The sequence below is a fragment of the Acinetobacter sp. Ver3 genome (assembly GCF_000632455.1).
In the GTDB taxonomy this organism is placed as follows: domain Bacteria; phylum Pseudomonadota; class Gammaproteobacteria; order Pseudomonadales; family Moraxellaceae; genus Acinetobacter.
In genome coordinates, this window is the sequence record NZ_JFYL01000203.1 from 1 (window position 1) to 350 (window position 350).

At 32.0% G+C, this 350-nt stretch carries 1 protein-coding gene; it reads right to left on the bottom strand.

Going from position 1 to position 350, the window contains the following annotated elements; translation table 11 throughout:
- Positions 1 to 22: 22 nt before the first annotated feature.
- On the bottom strand, positions 23 to 350 hold a 328-nt coding region (locus CL42_RS16380; RefSeq protein ID WP_035269827.1), incomplete at its 5' end, for a transposase family protein.

Here is a 350-nt window from a genome sequence, read left to right on the forward strand (position 1 = left end):
ATTAGACCTCTTGCGAAAGTCGTTATTGCAAGTTCATCCGATTTACCAGTGCAGCGATTAAGTTAATGCGTAAACCGAATCTTTTCCGTCTATTTCGATAGCGTTCACTTAATATTCTAAATGTTTTCAATTGACTATTAATATGTTCGATCACAACTCGTATTTTTCCAATCATTTTATTGTACTTTTTCTCAACATCAAATAAGGGTAAATTCTTCTTTTTCTTTATTGGCATCAATAATTTAAAGCCATCTTGCTCTAATCCGTAGTACCCTAAATCGGTCATAACATATTTACAATGTTTGAATTTTTTAACCGTTTTTCTTGCCAATTTAATGTCATGCTGACTG